Annotated in this window: 18 protein-coding genes and 1 riboswitch; all 18 genes read right to left on the reverse strand. The window is 46.8% G+C overall.

Going from position 1 to position 17,712, the window contains the following annotated elements; genetic code table 11:
- Positions 1 to 298: 298 nt before the first annotated feature.
- Positions 299 to 1,639, reverse strand: coding sequence for a stage II sporulation protein D (spoIID, locus tag EL84_RS03185; protein ID WP_047840698.1), 1,341 nt, complete (start codon positions 1,637 to 1,639; stop codon positions 299 to 301).
- Positions 1,640 to 2,108: 469 nt separating this feature from the next.
- Complete coding sequence (murA, locus tag EL84_RS03190; protein ID WP_017691942.1) at positions 2,109 to 3,455, reverse strand: UDP-N-acetylglucosamine 1-carboxyvinyltransferase; 1,347 nt, start codon at positions 3,453 to 3,455, stop codon at positions 2,109 to 2,111.
- Between the two features lie 522 nt (positions 3,456 to 3,977).
- Positions 3,978 to 4,235: a DUF1146 family protein gene (locus tag EL84_RS03195; protein ID WP_017691941.1), complete on the reverse strand. Its 258-nt coding sequence runs from the start codon at positions 4,233 to 4,235 to the stop codon at positions 3,978 to 3,980.
- 606 nt (positions 4,236 to 4,841) lie between these two features.
- On the reverse strand, positions 4,842 to 5,246 hold the full coding sequence (locus EL84_RS03200) for a F0F1 ATP synthase subunit epsilon (protein ID WP_036612555.1): 405 nt from the start codon (positions 5,244 to 5,246) through the stop codon (positions 4,842 to 4,844).
- 62 nt (positions 5,247 to 5,308) lie between these two features.
- Entirely contained in the window at positions 5,309 to 6,712 is a 1,404-nt protein-coding gene (gene atpD / locus EL84_RS03205) for a F0F1 ATP synthase subunit beta (RefSeq protein ID WP_047840699.1), read from the reverse strand.
- 95 nt (positions 6,713 to 6,807) lie between these two features.
- Entirely contained in the window at positions 6,808 to 7,680 is an 873-nt protein-coding gene (atpG, locus tag EL84_RS03210; protein WP_036612560.1) for an ATP synthase F1 subunit gamma, read from the reverse strand.
- Between the two features lie 170 nt (positions 7,681 to 7,850).
- Positions 7,851 to 9,365: a F0F1 ATP synthase subunit alpha gene (gene atpA / locus EL84_RS03215; RefSeq protein WP_047840700.1), complete on the reverse strand. Its 1,515-nt coding sequence runs from the start codon at positions 9,363 to 9,365 to the stop codon at positions 7,851 to 7,853.
- Positions 9,366 to 9,381: 16 nt separating this feature from the next.
- Positions 9,382 to 9,930: a F0F1 ATP synthase subunit delta gene (locus tag EL84_RS03220; RefSeq protein ID WP_036612565.1), complete on the reverse strand. Its 549-nt coding sequence runs from the start codon at positions 9,928 to 9,930 to the stop codon at positions 9,382 to 9,384.
- Entirely contained in the window at positions 9,927 to 10,415 is a 489-nt protein-coding gene (gene atpF, locus EL84_RS03225) for a F0F1 ATP synthase subunit B (RefSeq protein WP_036612568.1), read from the reverse strand. The genes EL84_RS03220 and atpF overlap by 4 nt, the downstream gene beginning before the upstream one ends.
- 113 nt (positions 10,416 to 10,528) lie before the next feature.
- Positions 10,529 to 10,753, reverse strand: a complete 225-nt coding sequence (gene atpE / locus EL84_RS03230; RefSeq protein ID WP_017691934.1) for a F0F1 ATP synthase subunit C — start codon at positions 10,751 to 10,753, stop codon at positions 10,529 to 10,531.
- Positions 10,754 to 10,831: 78 nt separating this feature from the next.
- Entirely contained in the window at positions 10,832 to 11,650 is an 819-nt protein-coding gene (gene atpB, locus EL84_RS03235) for a F0F1 ATP synthase subunit A (protein ID WP_017691933.1), read from the reverse strand.
- A gap of 45 nt (positions 11,651 to 11,695) precedes the next feature.
- Entirely contained in the window at positions 11,696 to 12,073 is a 378-nt protein-coding gene (locus tag EL84_RS03240; RefSeq protein WP_017691932.1) for an ATP synthase subunit I, read from the reverse strand.
- Positions 12,066 to 12,320: an AtpZ/AtpI family protein gene (locus tag EL84_RS03245; RefSeq protein ID WP_017691931.1), complete on the reverse strand. Its 255-nt coding sequence runs from the start codon at positions 12,318 to 12,320 to the stop codon at positions 12,066 to 12,068. Before EL84_RS03245 ends, EL84_RS03240 begins: the two co-directional genes overlap by 8 nt.
- A 185-nt stretch (positions 12,321 to 12,505) precedes the next feature.
- Entirely contained in the window at positions 12,506 to 13,663 is a 1,158-nt protein-coding gene (gene wecB / locus EL84_RS03250; RefSeq protein WP_036667768.1) for a non-hydrolyzing UDP-N-acetylglucosamine 2-epimerase, read from the reverse strand.
- 37 nt (positions 13,664 to 13,700) lie between these two features.
- A complete protein-coding gene (gene upp / locus EL84_RS03255) occupies positions 13,701 to 14,330 on the reverse strand; it encodes a uracil phosphoribosyltransferase (protein ID WP_017691929.1) in 630 nt (209 codons plus the stop codon).
- A 429-nt stretch (positions 14,331 to 14,759) separates the two neighbouring features.
- The gene (gene glyA / locus EL84_RS03260) at positions 14,760 to 16,007 is read right to left on the reverse strand and encodes a serine hydroxymethyltransferase (RefSeq protein ID WP_164783303.1); all 1,248 of its coding nucleotides are present in this window, start codon (positions 16,005 to 16,007) and stop codon (positions 14,760 to 14,762) included.
- A 218-nt stretch (positions 16,008 to 16,225) separates the two neighbouring features.
- Entirely contained in the window at positions 16,226 to 16,819 is a 594-nt protein-coding gene (locus EL84_RS03265) for a TIGR01440 family protein (protein WP_047840701.1), read from the reverse strand.
- 141 nt (positions 16,820 to 16,960) lie between these two features.
- Positions 16,961 to 17,042, reverse strand: a riboswitch (ZMP/ZTP riboswitch).
- Between the two features lie 96 nt (positions 17,043 to 17,138).
- Positions 17,139 to 17,711 carry a low molecular weight protein arginine phosphatase gene (locus EL84_RS03270; protein ID WP_036612575.1) on the reverse strand — a complete coding sequence of 191 codons (573 nt, stop codon included), beginning with the start codon at positions 17,709 to 17,711 and terminating at the stop codon, positions 17,139 to 17,141.
- Between the last annotated feature and the right edge of the window lies 1 nt (position 17,712).

Genomic DNA, 17,712 nt, shown 5'->3' on the forward strand with positions numbered 1-17,712 from the left:
GGGAAACCGTGGCTTAGGAATTCTAACGAACCATAGACACGCTAATTACTCTTTTGGACGCTATTATCGGATCAGTTCGGTGGTATGTCATGATATAACGCGTCTGAGATTCGTTAGAATCTCCATTCACTGTGATAACGCCCAATAAGATCTCCCAGGTTCGTTAGCGTGCAATGATATACGGGGAGTCAGATGAGTTCCAAACCAAAACTGCTCTCATTCACATACATTTGTATACATTCGCACATACTCCTACTCATTCGAATTATTTCGCTTTATCCATCCGTGTTCATCTCTCCTACTTCGATGCAAGCATCTTGGATGCCTGTCCGAATGAAATGCCGGTATAGTAGTGTTTGAGAATTTGGGTGGCCGTGTGTCCCTCCTGCGCCATGCCGTTTGCTCCCCATTGGCTCATGCCAACCCCATGACCGTAACCGTACGTTGTAATCTGGATTTCGTCACCTGTGGTCTTCCAACTGAACTGGCTGGATCTTAATCCAAGCAGCTTACGCACCTCGGGTCCGCTGAATGTTTCACCTGCGACCTGCATTTCTTTAATCCGATGCCCTTTGGTTGTAGACAATACTTCCATCCACGATCCACCCTTCTGGGCGGTAACCGGAATGGCATCCAGGTTTAACTTCTGCAGAATCTCGTTACGCTTCATGGTGACGGTCTGCTTGAATCCTGGTGCCAGGTTTTTGTCCCACGGACTGTCTACACTTTGCAGATACGGCACAGCGTTCCCCCATACATCCTCAGCATTCTCGGTATACCCATTACTTGTGGAAAAAAAGGATGCGGTGATTGCCTTGCCCTGATATGTCATCACCGTATCTCGACTTTCGCGTACAGCCTGTTGCAGCTTCTCCCATTCCTTCGCCTTCCCTAGACGCGTCCAATCCGCTTTCACCTGATCTGGCGGAATAAACACCTGATGGCTGACCGTATCCGTTACATCCGCCGCACCTGATGGAACACCGCTTGTATCACTCGCAGCTAACCTACGCACGATAAATGTACGAGCAGCTATTGCCTGCGCTTTTAACGCCTCCAGTCTGAATTCCGCTGGCATCTCAGCTGCCACAACCCCGGTAACATAGTCTTCCAATGGCAGATTCATCGTTGTGCCCGTTGCAGACAGGTATACGCGCACTTTAGGTTCAGGGTACGTAACAGGAACGGCTGGCGCAGGAGCTGGGGTTCTTGTACTGCTTGAATCTGTTGGAGCAGGGATCGGCTTTGGTGATTCGCTTGTCCGCGGCCATACCAGAATTACCGGAATCAGTAACGCCATTGCCAATAAGGCAGATACAGCGGCAGCAGGTTGCCATCGCGTCGTATTACGTCCCCATCGGGGTTTTCGTCCAAATGTCCGCATTCGGCGACGCTTCACTCGGCGGAACTGGTCCAGCTCAATAACAGGTATATGAATATGCTCGGTTGTCTTTCGGTTCAGTTCATCTGCCGACACCCGTCCTGGATTGGATAATCTTGCAGGCTGTGATGGAACAGTCCTCAGGTTCAATGGGGCAGGCTTGTCTTTTTCCACTCCAGAAACGGTATTTCCCTCCGGCTCTTGCATACCTGGACGAGGGACAAGGGGTACCTTTACCTGTACACGAGCTTCTTTCATTCGAATATAACCCTCCGTTATCTATGGCCGGTCATGTGCCGGTCGTGTTGTTCAAATCCATAGTTTAGGTTATGAGCTGGCTTGATCTGATAGAACCTGATTTGAGAGAAACGAGGCCCTTTTCGTTCTGTTCAATTTCTTATTTTCTTTTGCTATGTACATCTTAGAAACGTTGATCTGTCGCTGAATACCAGTGTTAGCTGGAATCGACACTCTATATAAAAGTACGCTCTTTCATTTGGTTGAGAATCGATACAGAATACGATGTTATGCTATACAAGTTAGGACCAGCTATTAATAGAATCAGGTATCAAATATCTCGTTGTCTTCTTAAAAGTAAACACAAAAAAAGCCAAGCCAGATGGCTTAGCTTTATCATTTTTTACAATATACGTTCCATCGCATTCATAATCCACACAACCGTGTGACTCATAATAGAGGGACCATATTTTTTCTATTCAATCCAGTGTTAAGCCAAAGTTGGTTGTACCTTAAACATCGGTACTTCTTTCTCCACTTTTTCACTAGGTGCTTTGGTTGCTTCCAGCTTAGGCTCATCAACCGAGATCCGATAGATGTCAGCGCCAAGTCCGTTAAGCTTCTCAGCGAGATGTACATAGCCACGGTCGATGTGATGAACACCGCCCACTTCCGTTGTACCTTCAGCAACAAGACCTGCAATAATGAGTGCGGCACCCGCACGCAGATCGGTAGCCGTTACTTTGGCACCCTTCAGTTTGGCATTACCTGTGACGATGGACGAACGTCCTTCGACTTTGATCTCCGCATTCATCAATTGGAATTCATCCACATGCATGAATCGGTTTTCAAAAACAGTCTCTGTCACGACACTTGTTCCTTCAGATGCAAGCAAAAGTGCCATCATCTGGGATTGCATATCGGTCGGGAATCCTGGGTATGGTAATGTTTTTACATCCACAGCTTTAAGAGGGCGATCTGCGATTACACGCACGCCATTCTCATCCGGTTGGATTGTTACACCCATCTCTTCAAGCTTCGCGATAACGGAGCCTAAATGATCAGAGATTGCACCTTCAATGTACACGTCACCACCAGAGATTGCAGCAGCAGCCATATACGTACCAGCTTCTACTCGATCCGGAATAACGGTGTGTGTTACGCCTGTCAGTTTCTCCACACCTTCGATGCGGATCACTCCAGTACCAGCACCACGTACGATGGCACCCATTCCATTCAGGAAGTTGGCAAGATCCACAATCTCAGGTTCTTTTGCCGCGTTCTCCAGAACAGTTACACCTTCGGCCAATGTTGCAGCCATCATAATATTTTGAGTGGCACCTACGGAAGCCACATCCAGATAAATTTTCGCGCCACGCAACCGACCTTGGCTACGAGCTTCGATATAACCTTGGCCCAAGCTGATCTCTGCGCCCATGGCTTCAAAACCTTTCAAATGCTGATCAATAGGCCGTGTACCGATGGCACATCCACCAGGAAGTGAGATTCTTGTATGACCCATACGAGTCAACAAAGGCCCCATGACCAGGAAAGACGCCCGCATTTTACTTACCCATTCATACGGGGCTTCACAGGAAGTAAGTTTCTCCGCATTTACGGTAATCACTTCGTCCCGGTATGTAACTCCCGCTCCCAGCGATTCCAACACCTTGTTAATCGTCATCACATCGTCTAGAGGAGGCGCGTCAATAATAACGCTTTGTCCTTCTTCCCCTAAGAGAGAGGCAGCGATGATCGGAAGAACAGAATTTTTAGCGCCGCTAACTTTGACACTTCCGGTCAACCTTTTGCCACCGCGGACGATAAATTTGCTCATCATGGTTCCCTCCGCGCTTTTATTCCCTTTTCTTCATTCCGGAATACGTAAGCCCCACTATGCTAGAAAGGACTGTTGCTGTGTGTGGAATTTCGACATATTCTGGCATATTGCCACAGATGTCTGTTCAGAAAAGAATTGGTTTTTATAATCCATATCAATGATACCATGTGCCGTGCATCTTGCTATTCAGCATGTAAAAATCAGTGTCTTACAAGCCAGCAGAGCATCAGAACAGACAGAGTGGGATGGTTATTAGCCGGCATGAACCGGATATCCCGTTTATAACTACAAAATAAGTGAACAATTGTGAATTCCCTAACTTCCATCATAACATTGTTGAATTGTACGATACAAGCATTTTTACATAAAACATCTCAAATTCATCCAATTTTACGTCACATTTTTTTCTTAATTTCTTTACCGACAACTCATACTCTAATTGTTAACACAATTAATCGATGTTATTCGACAATGAGCAGCTTGAAGAACCTAACAGATGATTAACCAACCATCTCAACATTAAAACAAATTACGCAACATTTGAGTCCAGGACAAGTAGTCAATGACAAAGCCAGCAACGGCATGCCCCAAAATGATGGCGAGCAACAAATGCAACAGTCTTCCCTGAGCACCTCGTGGTTGCCTGATGATTAAATCCAGTTTGAGATTTGTCAAAGCCCACCAAGACAATGCAATACATAACAGGGAGACGATGATTGAGACCAAGCCGTTGGTGCTTAACGCTTGGTTCACCTGATTCGTCAGATCAGTATCCATATATTCTTTACCTCCACATTTGTTGCAGCGATCAGCATATCATATGCCCGGCACCCATAACTTGTTAGTATACTGGAATGTCTTAAGCACAACATACTGAGCGTACTGTCAGATTTACTCCTGCCAGGCAGGAATCTCCTGATGCCCAATCACCGATCAGCAACAATGCGGCTGTGCATGACTATGGAATCTACTACGCAGCTTCCTGCTTCTGCTGACTCTATGGAATATAGGCTCTTTCATCATACATTGTCAATTACATTGATTTCCACTTCTAAAATATTTTAATTTTAAAATGCCGGGATTTTGTGACTAAAACGACATAAAAGAGCGCTATTTCGATATCGATTCTGTCATTTCCTCGGAAATAATTTAAATTTACTCATGAAAAAAATGGTTCTCTTAGTGGTAAATACGCCCACTACTTTAGTCCTACATTCTATTCAAATCCTCATAATTGGTGAATATTTTGCTTAAAATACTTCTGTTTACTGAAGGGATAGGATGGATTTGTGGTCAGCCCTTTTGATATATTCGATAAAACAATTCTATTAAACAAACTCAAAAAAGCCCGGCAGACTAAGCCGCCAGGCTTCAAAGAATCGTTTATTTGCCGAACACATTAATCCGGTTAACCGCTTTTTGCAGCGCAATCTCTGCACGACGGTGATCAAAGTGGTCCTGATTGCTTTGGCTTGCAAGCCGACGTTCTGCCCGCTCTTTCGCCGCACGCGCACGATCCACATCAATGCTTTCCGGGAATTCAGCACTCTCTGCGAGTACAACAACCTTATCTTTACGAACTTCGATAAACCCGCCACCGATAGCAACTCGTTTATTTTCTTTTCCGTTATGGATATAGATTGGTGCAATCTGCAAAGGTGTAACCATAGGAATATGACCTGGCAGAATGCCCAGTTCCCCTTCAATACCACGAGCCGTAATGCTATTCACCTGTTCTGAATAGACCAAACGCTCGGGTGTTACGATTTCCAACAAAAAGGTGCTCAATTCCATCCCTCCTGAAATATCCGAAGGATAGCCCGCTTCATAAGGACAATCCTGGATTCAGACTAAACCAGTGTTTTGGCTTTCTCCACTGCCTCTTCAATTGTACCAACAAAGAGGAAAGCTGCTTCCGGAAGATCATCATACTTACCTTCGAGAATCTCTTTAAAGCTGCGCACCGTTTCTTTAACTGGAACGTATTTACCCGGAATACCGTTAAATGCTTCAGCAACGTGGAAAGGCTGGGACAAGAAACGTTGGATTTTACGAGCACGGTATACAAGCGCTCTATCTTCTTCACTCAACTCGTCCATACCCAGGATTGCAATGATATCTTGCAATTCATTGTAACGTGCCAAGATACGTTTAACGCCTTGAGCTACGCTGTAGTGTTCTTCACCTACAACTTCAGGGGACAAGATCCGGGAGCTGGAAGCCAGTGGATCTACCGCAGGGTAGATACCCATCTCGGAAATTTTACGCTCCAAGTTCGTCGTTGCATCCAAGTGGGCAAACGTCGTTGCAGGAGCCGGGTCAGTGTAGTCATCCGCAGGCACGTAGATGGCCTGGATGGATGTTACAGAACCTTTTTTCGTTGATGTGATACGTTCTTGCAGTTGACCCATTTCTGTTGCCAGCGTAGGTTGGTAACCTACCGCGGAAGGCATACGTCCAAGCAAGGCAGATACTTCTGAACCCGCTTGGGTGAAACGGAAGATATTATCGATAAAGAGCAACACGTCACGGCCTTCTTCATCACGGAAGTATTCCGCCATCGTCAGACCTGTGAGGGCTACACGAAGACGTGCGCCTGGAGGCTCGTTCATTTGTCCGAAGACCATTGCTGTTTTGTTGATAACGCCGGAATCACTCATCTCGTGATACAAGTCATTACCTTCACGTGTACGCTCACCAACACCCGCAAATACGGAGATACCGCCGTGCTCTTGTGCGATGTTGTTGATCAATTCTTGAATGGTTACCGTCTTACCTACACCGGCACCACCGAAGAGACCGATTTTACCACCTTTAGCGTAGGGAGCGAGCAAGTCGATAACTTTGATTCCTGTCTCCAGCATTTCTGCTTGGGTAGTCAGTTCATCAAATGCAGGTGCTGAACGGTGAATCGGGTTCTTGTGCTCAGCAGCTACGGCACCGCCAGTATCAATCGCTTCGCCGAGTACGTTAAATACACGACCCAGTGTTGCTTCTCCGACGGGTACAGAGATTGGTGCTCCTGTATCTAAAGCTTCCATACCACGAACAAGTCCATCCGTGGAGGACATCGCAATACAACGTACTCGGTTGTCACCCAGATGTTTCGAAGCTTCGAGTGTAAGGTTTACACTAACGCCGCTCTCACTAACTGTAGTGATCGTAATGGCATTGAGGATTTCCGGCAGACCGCCGCGATCAAACTCGACGTCAACAACCGGACCCATGATGCTCACAACGCGTCCTTTGTTCATCTTAACGTTCCCCTCCTACAAGCCTGCTACTTTTGCAAAAATAATGTACCGTTCGTTTATCTTTGCTCTGCAAGCCTTCATTAATAAAAAAACGGTTAGCCTTGTGCTGCGTTGGCACCTGCCACAATTTCCGTAATCTCCTGCGTAATCGCCGCTTGACGGGCACGGTTGTATGTCAATGACAAGTCGTTAATGAGTTTGGATGCATTTTTGGTTGCATTACCCATTGCCGTCATTTTCGCGCCGAGCTCACTTGCCTTACCGTTCAGAAGTGCACCATAGATCAGCGTTTCCGCGTAACGCGGAAGCAGAACCTCCAGTACAGCTTCAGCAGACGGCTCGTATTCGTAGCTTGCCGTTGGTCCTTCCGCAGCAGTTACCTCAGGTGTTTCCATCGGAAGAAGTTTTTCTACCGTAGGAATCTGGGTCAACGCATTCACAAAGCGGTTATAACAAATGTACAATTCATCAAATTCAGCCAGTTCAAACCCATGAACAGCTTCGTGTGCGATGGATTTGATGTCTGCAAATGAAGGCGAATCCGACAGATCCGTTGTTGTGGATGCCATCGCAATTTCACGACGTCTGAAGTAATCGCGTCCTTTACGTCCAATGACGAACAATTCGTAGTCATCCTGGGAGTTGTGGCGTTCTTTGAGCGTCTGATTAACCTGACGCAAAACGTTCGCATTGTATCCACCTGCAAGACCACGGTCCGATGTAATGATCAGGTAAGCTGTCTTTTTGACCGGACGGCTCTCCAGCATCGGATGCTGTATACCTTGCGTGCTTGATGCAATACTAGCTACAACTTCTTTCAGTTTCTCCGAATAAGGACGGGCTGCTTCCGCTTTTTCCTGCGCTTTACGCAGTTTTGCAGCAGCTACCATCTCCATTGCTTTGGTGATCTGCTTGGTGCTTTGTACGCTTTTAATTTGCCGCTTAATTTCGCGCATGCCTTTTGCCATGATTTCACCACCTCAAAACTTTGACGGGGTCAAAGTTACTTCGTAAGCATCACCACTAGTTTTGACAAAGTCAAAACTACATCGTAAGCATCATCTTTTTTGACAGAGTCAAAGTATTACATGCAGACATGCGGAATCGGTTAGACAACTCCGCACCTGCAATCATTTATTTAGACAGAGACAGCAAAGCTCTTTCTGAACTTCTCAATTGCACCTTTCAGTGCATTTTCGTTGTCTGCAGTCAATTCTTTAGTATCACGGATGGATGCAAGAATCTCCGGATGGCTGCTCTCCATGAACGCGAGGAACTCACGCTCGAAACGAGTAACATCACCTGTTGGAATCTCATCCAGGAATCCTTTAACCGCAGTGTACAAGCTGACAACCTGTTGTTCTACAGGCAGCGGCTGGTTAACACCTTGCTTCAGGATTTCCATCATACGCGCACCACGATTCAGGCGGGCCTGAGTCGCTTTATCCAGATCGGAACCGAACTGGGAGAACGCTTGAAGCTCACGATATTGAGCGAGGTCGAGACGCAGGGAACCTGCAACCTTTTTCATCGCTTTGATCTGAGCAGAACCACCGACACGGGATACGGAAATACCTACGTTGATCGCCGGGCGTTGTCCAGCATTGAACAAGTCAGCTTCCAGGAAGATTTGTCCGTCCGTGATGGAGATTACGTTCGTTGGGATGTATGCAGATACGTCGGAAGCTTGTGTTTCAATAAACGGCAGTGCGGTTAAAGAACCACCACCAAGTTCATCATTCAGCTTCGCAGCACGCTCCAGCAAACGGGAGTGCAGGTAGAAGACGTCACCCGGATAAGCCTCACGGCCCGGTGGACGACGAAGCAACAAGGAAAGCTCACGATATGCAGAGGCTTGTTTGGTCAAGTCATCATAGATAACCAGAACGTGCTCGCCTTTGTACATGAAGTACTCACCCATCGAACAACCGGAATACGGTGCGATGTACAAGAGTGGTGATGGATCGGAAGCTGCTGCAGTTACAACGATTGTGTACTCCATTGCGCCTTTACGACGAAGAGTTTCCACAACTTGAGCAACCGTAGACTGTTTCTGACCAATAGCCACATAGATACACTTCATGCCGCTACCTTTTTGGTTCAGGATCGCATCAATCGCGATGGATGTTTTACCTGTTTGACGGTCACCGATGATCAACTCACGTTGTCCACGACCGATTGGAACCATTGCATCAATGGCTTTGATCCCTGTTTGCATCGGCTCATGAACCGATTTACGATCCATTACGCCTGGTGCTTTACCTTCAACCGGACGGAATTCCGTTGTAGCGATTGGCCCTTTGCCATCTACAGGAATACCGAGCGGGTTCACAACGCGTCCAATCAATGCTTCGCCTACAGGCACTTGCATGATTTGACCAGTACGTTTCACTTGGTCACCTTCACGAATATCGTAGTAAGGTCCCAGGATAACGACACCGACATTGCTTTCTTCGACGTTCATGGCGAGTCCCATAACACCGCTTGGGAATTCAACCAACTCGTTGGACATGACGTTCTCAAGTCCGTAAACACGAGCGATACCATCACCAACCTCGATTACCGTTCCGACTTCGACTACATCGATATCGGTCTTGTATTGTTCGATTTGGCTCTTAATTAATGTACTGATTTCTTCTGGTTTGATACTCAAGTGTCCTCACCCCAATCTACTGTACTCGTCTGTTAAAAGACTGCTCAAGACGTTCGAGCTTGCCAGCCAAGCTGCCGTCATAGATCGTATCGCCAATGGCGACTTTCAATCCGCCCAGCAGAGTCGGATCAACAATGTTCTCGATACGAATCTTTTTATTCACACGGCCACCGAATTCACGGGCTACCGCTTCTTTTTCTTCATCATTCAACGCATAAGTCGAGTAGACACGCGCATCAGCGATGCCCAGCGACTCACCTTGGATCTTCCGATAATCATTCAGCAAGTCTCCCAGCAATTCAACGCGTCCGCGCTCAATCAACAACAAGACTGTACGAAGGACTGAATCGGATACCTTGCCATCAAGACTTGAGTGAATTACGTTCTGCTTGGCTTCATCAGAAATGTTAGGGGATACGATAAATTTCTCGATATCTGCATCTCCGGTCAATGCACTGACTACTGCAACCAGTTCCTGTTCAACCTCAAGCACCTGCTGTTGCTGAAGAGCAACTTCGAATAATGCTTTCGCATAACGCTTGGCAACTATCGTATCGCGGCTCATTGTCGGCCTCCTACCTCATTGAGGTATTGGTTCACAAGCTCTTCTTGTGCAGGACCGTTCTCAACTTCTTTTTTGATCAACTTGGATGCAATCTGAACGGAAGCTGTACCCAGTTCGCTGCGAAGTGCTGCGACTGCTTTGTTCTTCTCGCTCTCGATTTCGCGTACTGCATCGTCTTTCAGACGATTAGCTTCAGCTTTTGCATCAGCCAAAATCGATTCAGCTTGTTTGCCACCTGTTTGTTTGGACTGTTCAATGATGTCGTAAGCATCTTGACGTGCTTGTTCAAGAGCTTGTTTTTGTTCCTCCACATAGGCAATGGCCTGTTCCCGAGTCTGTGCAGCCTCATTCATCTGCGTCATCACGAGTTCACGACGTTTTTCCATAATGGAGAACAAAGGCCCGAAGGCATAACGGCTAAGCAGCCAATATAAAATTGCAAATGCAACAATCGCAAGAAGCGTATTTTCCCATATGAAACTCAATCTGTTCACTCCTTCCTGGAGGTATCCTTAAAACGTCATCCGTTAGACCGGACATTACCTAAAAAGAAGGCGCGGATGGCTATGGCCTTCCCCGCCAAACCTTTAAAATTTGATTAAGCCATACCGTAGAACATGAACGCGAGTACCACACCGATGATCGGCAATACCTCGATCAAACCTACACCGATAAACATTGTTGTTTGAAGAGTGGATTTTGCTTCCGGTTGACGGGCAATACCTTCCACCGTTTTGCTGATTACCATACCGTTACCAATACCTGCGCCAAACGCGCCCAGTCCTGCAACAATTGCTGCTGCGATTAATGCCATTGCTCCCATTTGTATATCCTCCTTAAAATGATAAATCGAATTTTTTATTGTTCAGCCTGGTGAAGAAATCTTCGTAGGGCTTGAAACTTAATGCTCGTCATGCGTCTCGATGCTCTGTGAAATGTACACCATCATCAAGATAACAAACACAAATGCCTGTATCGCGCCGATAAAGATACTAAAGCCTTGCCACACCATAAGTAGCGGAATCGCTGCAATAGCACCAAACACTTTGAATGTGGTCAGTTTCAGGATCGTTGCGATCAGTACCTCACCCGCGAAGATATTCGCGAATAGACGCATACCGTGTGTCAACAGCTTGGATGCCGTCTCAATCAAGTTGATTGGCAAGAACAAGGCGAATGGCTTGAAGTAATGCTGGAGATATCCTTTTGTGTTACGGAACAATCCAAGTCCATGAGATACAAGGAACGCTACGAGAGCAAGTCCCATCGTTACAGACAAGTCGGCTGTTGGTGATTTCCACCAGGCCAGTTCAACGTGTGGGTGTGCTTCAGGGTCCTTGGCATGCGCTTTTTCAAACGCCTCCACCGCTGTAACAATCGGCTTACCGAATACCTGTGCCTGATTAACATCTGTTACCTCAGATACAGCCACGAGCGGAAGGCCGAGCATGTTCCCTACAAAAATGAACATAATCATGGAAAGAGCGAGAGAGATAAAATGTTTACCTTTCTTCATATCCATTGTACTGGAAATCAGATTGCGGACGAATTCTACTGCCCACTCCATAAAATTTTGCAGCTTGCCGGGATTTTCAACGGATAATCTCCGTGTTGCCAGTACAGCAAAAATAAAAACAATTGCACCTGTAACTACCAGCATCAACAGGACCGATAGATCCAGTCGAAATCCGCCAAGCATAATAATTGGAGCTTCATGCATATTTTTCTCACCCCTTTCTCGACTTGAAAGCTGCAGCCCTTAACATCATTCTGCTCTGCGGGAATAGACAATCCCTATAATCAATAAGGAATATTGTGCAATGACGAGACCGCCTGCAACCGCATATGTATTGAAGTACTGCGGAAAGCGCATCGATATGAATATACCGAGCACAGCGAATGCCGCTCTTGTCAAAAATCCCAAGTTGACACGCTTCAAGTTACCTTCTGCCGCATCATCAGACATTTTCCTTACTTTGTAGCCCAGGTAAAATGCATTGATCCAGCTAACTCCTGTACCCAGGGCCAGTCCCAAAGCAATTGTCTCCACACGTGGCATAAAGGCCGCTGCGAGAAAACAAATCATAAGAAAGTACATGACGAAAACAGTCATCGATCTGCGGTATCTGGTTAGTTCACTCATCACTTTCCCCCATGATTTTTTTCGCGATAAAGTAGATGCTTACACCGCCTGCCGCAAGAAAAAAGAGAACGCTTACGGCGATCCATATTCCGTTACCTCCGATGGTCTTGTCCAACCAGGAGCCAGCGTAATACCCGGCAACAGCGAGAATGGCAATCTCGATCCCAAAAGCTGTCACGAGTCCCATTGCTTTCCATACATTATCGTCATGGTTACGGGATGAATTTGGTTTGTTCGAATCGGCCATTTTCCACGCCACCCTTGCAATCCCAGTTAATTTTACTGAATGATGAGAGCCTTTGTCAATTGAATGATTTTAGCGTTTTAAAGGGGGAAACGACGGGAATACAGACCCTCAAAGCCCATAAACCCGCGTAAACCGTACAGTTTAACTGTATGCTTGCCCTTTATAAATCCGTCAGAAAAAATGTATTATTTTTTGAATTTTCTGTGAAATGATTCCGGACGCTCACTATTTACACCGAAATGATGCAAAATCGCATTGACAATTCTTTCCGAAGCATGTCCATCACCGTATGGATTGGCAGCCTGGCTCATGCTTGCATATAGGGTTTTGTCTGTAAGCAGAGCTTTGGTCCGTTCATACACACGTTCCTCTTCGGTACCTACCAATTCCAGCGTTCCGGCTTCAATACCTTCCGGGCGTTCTGTTGTATCGCGCAATACGAGCACAGGCACACCAAACGAAGGTGCTTCTTCCTGCAAACCGCCTGAATCGGTCAAAATCAAGTGAGTGTGCGGGTAAAAGTTATGCAAATCCACTACGTCTAGTGGATCAATTAATTGAATACGGGGATGATTCCCCAAGATCGCGTGAGCCGGCTCCTTCACAGCAGGACTTGGATGCACCGGGTACACGATGGCAATATCTTCGAATTCGTCGGCAATCCGTTTGACGGCCTGGAAAATGTTGCGGTGAGGCTCGCCTTGAGATTCACGGCGATGAGCTGTCATCAGCACAAGGCGTTTGCCTTGGGCCCAATCAAGTACCGGGTGTGTGTAGTCCTCCCGTACAGTATATTGAAACACATCTGTTACCGTGTTGCCTGTGACGTACGTACTAGACTCCGATTTATTTTCTTTGGCAAGATTGGAAGAAGACCAATCCGTAGGCGCAAAGTGTAGATCAGCCAGTACTCCCGTCAGCTGACGGTTCATCTCTTCCGGATATGGAGACAGCTTGTTCCACGTCCGCAGCCCCGCTTCCACATGTCCTACCTGAATCTGTTGCAAGAATGCTGCATAGCTCGCTACAAAGGTAGTTAATGTATCCCCGTGAACCAGTACAATATCCGGCTTAGCTTCGGCTAACACTGGCTCCAGACCGCCAAGCACACGAATTGTGATTTCATTCAATGTCTGACGGTCCTTCATCACATCCAGATCATAATCGGGATGAATGTCGAAAACTTCAAGTACCTGATCCAACATCTGGCGATGCTGCGCAGTTACGCAAACAATAGATTCAATAGACTCAGGGTGTTTCTGCAATTCCAAAATAAGCGGAGCCATCTTGATGGCTTCCGGACGCACCCCGAAGATCGTCATGACTTTAATTTTGTTGGACATTCGAGCAAGCCCCTTTTCTACTCCGCATGCAATATGCTTATTTAGTGCCGTATAGACGGTCTCCTGCATCTCCAAGCCCTGGAACGATATAACCATGATCATCCAGACGGTCGTCCAATGCTGCTACATAGATGTCCACATCGGGATGTGCATCTTGCACAGCTTTTACGCCTTCCGGTGCCGCAACCAGGTTCATCATCTTGATTTGGGTACAGCCACGTTTTTTGAGCACGTCAATAGCTGCAATTGCCGAACCACCGGTTGCCAGCATCGGATCAATTACAATCAATTGACGCTCTGTTACGTCTGTAGGCAGTTTGGTGTAGTATTCTACCGGTTGCAGTGTTTCCGGGTCACGGAACAGACCAACATGTCCAACTTTTGCCGCTGGCAACAATTTCACAACGCCATCCAGCATTCCGAGTCCTGCGCGCAGAATCGGCACCAGTCCGAGCATACGTCCAGAGATGACTTTACCTTGTGTTGCAGCTACAGGTGTCTGTACATCAATCGTTTCCAGTTCAACATCTCTTGTAATCTCATAAGCCATCAACGTTGCTACTTCATCCACCAATTCACGAAAATCTTTCGTATTCGTACGCATGTCGCGTATAAACGTCAGTTTGTGTTGAATCAAAGGGTGATCACATATTACTAATTTTCCCATCTAATTTGTCCCTCCGGTAAGTTCTTCATGTTCAGCATTTCCAAATATACCTAGCCGCCATTCATGGGCTCGATAAATCCTGTATATTATATCATCACCAACAACGAATTACACCATCAAAGGGCACCCAATCATTACAGATTACCGAATCCTATAAAAAACAGGACCGGAAAATGATCCATCCGGTCCTGTTTTGCTCTTGCTGTTATGTCATTGAGTATGTTCAAAAACGTGTAAACACTAATGATGCTCCGCAAACCGAATGACCTTCCGATCGCTGTTATCCCCAGGATTTTTTTGAACCACTTTAATAAGGGGTAAAATCCAGTGATAAAGGCGAGCGCTACGCTTCTTCAGGTTCTTTCGGTTTGCTCCGTCTGCGTGTGTACATTAAAAACACTCAAATACAAACAGCATGAGCAAAGTTTTTTAGTATTTAAGATCTGTATAGAGCGGGAATTGGTCTGTCAGTGCAGTCACTTCTGCACGGGCTTCATCCAGCTTCGCTGTATCTTTTGGATTTTTCAGCGTTTTGGCAATGATCTTACCGATCGCTACCATAGCTTCTTCGTTCATGCCACGGGAAGTTGCAGCAGGTGTACCAATTCGAATACCACTCGTTACAAACGGGCTTGTAGGGTCGAATGGAATTGCATTTTTGTTCACGGTAATACCGATGGAATCAAGCACATGCTCAGCTTCCTTACCTGTGATGTTCACACTGCGTGTGTCGATCAGCATCAAGTGGTTATCTGTACCACCGGATACGATGTTCAATCCTTCAGCGATCAGTGTTTCAGCCAGAACCTGTGCGTTTTTCACGACATTCTCTGCATACGTTTTGAACGATGGTTGCAAAGCTTCACCGAATGCTACCGCTTTGGAAGCGATCACGTGCATCAGAGGTCCACCTTGGGAACCAGGGAATACGGCTTTATCAATCGCTGCTGCCCACGCTTTGCGGCACAGAATCATACCACCACGAGGTCCACGCAGCGTTTTGTGTGTAGTTGTTGTTACGAAATGCGCATGTGGAACCGGGTTTGGATGCAAACCAGCAGCAACCAATCCTGCGATGTGAGCCATGTCCACCATGAACAAAGCGCCAACATCATTGGCGATGGAAGCTAGCTTTTCAAAATCAATGGTACGCGGATATGCACTTGCACCTGCAACGATCAGACGAGGACGGTGTTTGAAAGCCGCTTTGCGTACTTCATCATAATCAATCAGGAATGTATCTTCCTGTACGCCGTATGCTACAAAGTTGTACAGCAAACCAGATGCGTTAACCGGGCTACCGTGTGTGAGGTGTCCACCATGGGCAAGGTTCATACCAAGTACAGTATCACCAGGTTTCAACGCTGCAAGATAAACTGCCATGTTCGCTTGTGCACCGGAGTGAGGTTGAACATTCACGTGTTCTGCTCCGAACAATTCTTTTGCACGATCACGCGCGATGTCTTCAACGATGTCCACATGCTCACAACCGCCATAGTAACGTTTACCTGGATATCCTTCAGCGTACTTGTTGGTCAGAACAGATCCCATTGCTTCGATTACTGCTTCACTTACGATGTTCTCGGATGCGATCAGTTCGATGTTGTTCTGTTGACGTTTCAGTTCAAGATTCATCGCTTCCAGTACTGCCGGGTCATTCTTGCGCAATTGTTCCATGATTAAATTCCTCCCAGTTATAAGTGAAGTTATAAAGCGAAACTAATGTTTACACGAAAACGGCGAGTGCAACACCAATCTGAAGAAACGAAGTGGTCGCCTTTATCACCGGATTTCCCCTTTAAATAGGGAATAAAAAAATCTGGGGATAACAGCGATCGGAAGATAGTGATGCAATCAAAGTCAGGAGTGTAACCCAATTAGTCTCGCTTTATATGTTAGTCACAAAATGTCGAATCTGGTTGTTCTTCCATACGATACACCGCGCGTTCGCCGCCAATCAACTTCGGACGGGTCAACGCTGTGGTAACACGAGCATCTCCAACATAGCGGAGCGCTGTACGATAAGGTACGGCTACATGCCGGAGATGCATCCCAATCATCGTCTCCCCAATGTCCAGGCCAGCATGGGCCTGCACATGTTCAGCCAGGCATGGATCGGTCAGCGAACGATATGCTGCGGATGCCATTGAACCTCCGGCCTTGGGCACGGGTATAGCACCAACCTCGGTCAATCCAAGACGAGTAAGCACAGAACGTTCCATTACCAGCGCACGATTCAGATGCTCACAACATTGGAATACCGTGTCAAAACCGAATTCCTCCTGCACCTCGCGTATACCCGCAAGAAGCTGCTGCGCCACTTCAATGGCACCACTCGTACCAATCCGAGCGCCTGCGACTTCACTTGTGCTTGTACCGATCACAACGATCTGTCCAGGTCCAAGCTGTCCGGCAAGCGCCAGTTCATGCAGAATAGACGCGGTCTGTTCCTGCAATCCGGGTTGTTCCGAATCTAACTCTATAGTCATCCTATTATCGCCTCCCGATAAAATCATGCCCGCTGTCTCTTGGTTGTCCTTCGTATTCTTGCACGGCATCTCAGGTACTATTATAGCGAATAATCAGATGAAAGACGAAAAAAAGAGCAGTCTGCGGGTAACGCAGAATTGCTCTTTTGCCCAGGCGACCGGCCGTTTGTTCCGGTGCTCCATCGTGGTTATGCCCACTTCGTCGCCAGTTACACCGGATCCCTGTTTTCCCCTTCATCATAAAACAACCCGCGGCTAAAATCAACGGTTAATTTACATCACGTGTCCTATTTCTATAACCTGCCTCGCAGGATCAGAATTATCCCAGCTTATCCAAAAGCCGGTCCAATGCCGTCCGAATCTCAGCTGCAGCTATATTGTAATCATCACGACTTCCCCCAAACGGATCGGAGATGTCGAAACTTGGAATTCGTTGTCTAATCTCAATGGCTCGCTCACGCTCCGATGCCAGGATCTCTTGGCCAAGGGCACGTTTCATCTCCAGCGTTGCAAACAGGCTGTCCAACTCCTGAACATCACTTAATACCTGTTCATCATCCTCCACATATTCTTTCAATGTATAGGTTTTGTGGACTGAATCGGGAAAAACCTGCATGACATGCTGCTTATGACTCCGTGTTAATGTAAGAACCAGATCGGCCCAACCTACCAGGTTAGAGCTAAGCTGTGTGGAATGAGGTGGACCTTCAACGTTATGATCTCTCAAAACCGCTTCAGCGTGGCGGGAAATCGGCATACCTGACGTTGCTGCCACACCTGCGGAACGAACTTCTACCTGAATGCCACGCTCCGATGCCAGTTTTCGCAAAAGCCCCTCTGCCATGGGGCTGCGGCACGTATTTCCTGTACATACGAATAAAATATGTTTCATT

This window comes from Paenibacillus sp. VT-400 (assembly GCF_001029205.1).
Classification (GTDB): Bacteria; Bacillota; Bacilli; order Paenibacillales; family Paenibacillaceae; genus Paenibacillus; species Paenibacillus amylolyticus.